This is a genomic window from Asaia sp. SF2.1 (assembly GCF_000505765.1).
In the GTDB taxonomy this organism is placed as follows: domain Bacteria; phylum Pseudomonadota; class Alphaproteobacteria; order Acetobacterales; family Acetobacteraceae; genus Asaia; species Asaia bogorensis.
In genome coordinates this window covers 49,973-50,636 of the sequence record NZ_AYXS01000003.1, presented here as the reverse complement: position 1 = coordinate 50,636, position 664 = coordinate 49,973, and the positions used below count along the sequence as shown (strand labels likewise).

Annotated in this window: 2 protein-coding genes; both read right to left on the bottom strand. The window is 60.4% G+C overall.

The window, feature by feature from the left end:
• On the bottom strand, positions 1–220 hold a 220-nt coding region (locus P792_RS38225), incomplete at its 3' end, for a hypothetical protein (RefSeq protein ID WP_235075390.1).
• A 156-nt stretch (positions 221–376) separates the two neighbouring features.
• Positions 377–664 (bottom strand): hypothetical protein (locus tag P792_RS38220; RefSeq protein WP_235075389.1); only part of this gene is annotated, 288 nt, incomplete at its 5' end.

Sequence of the window (664 nt, the reverse complement as noted above, 5' to 3'; positions counted from 1 at the left end):
CCTCCAGTGTGACGCCTACCGCCGCCGGTGCCCCGAGCTGGGCGGCACCCACCCGTGGACTCTTGTCGAGCTGTCCTGTCCCGTTTCCGGCGAGGTGGTGTCGGGGATCGTCGTGTGCGCCGATCCCATCCCAGGTGGATGGGATCTTACGCAGTGCTTCGATATTTATACCGGAGAAGAACTGGATGTTGGCGCCTTCCGTTCGATCGATCCGGCGCAATACGCCGTCCGTCAGATTGGAACCGTACCCGGACGGGATGCAGTATCCGCACACAGCGCGGCCGTACCTCTTCTGAACCTCGTAGCAGTGGCAACCGCTGACTGGTCGGCCCAGCCCGATAGTGTAGCGCGAACGGTTTCCCCTTGCGGAGAGGCCTCAACGCAGGATTTCCCCGAAGCGTTCGTGTGCATTCATGAAGGTGACGAGGAACGATATGGTCTCGTCACTAAAGGCTTCACTGATGGTCATGGTGGCTGGAATTTCGAGCTGCCCGTCGAGGTTTTCGTTTCGACAGGTGACATCATCTCTGTGGCACCTGGGGGAAACACATGGATCGAGCTGATCCACGATGCCGAACCTGTCGGTCTGGTGCGGCGCGGCTAGAAAGGGGAGGAGGGCCAAGTGGGTCAGGCAGCATCCCTCATCGACGTGAGACTGAACGGC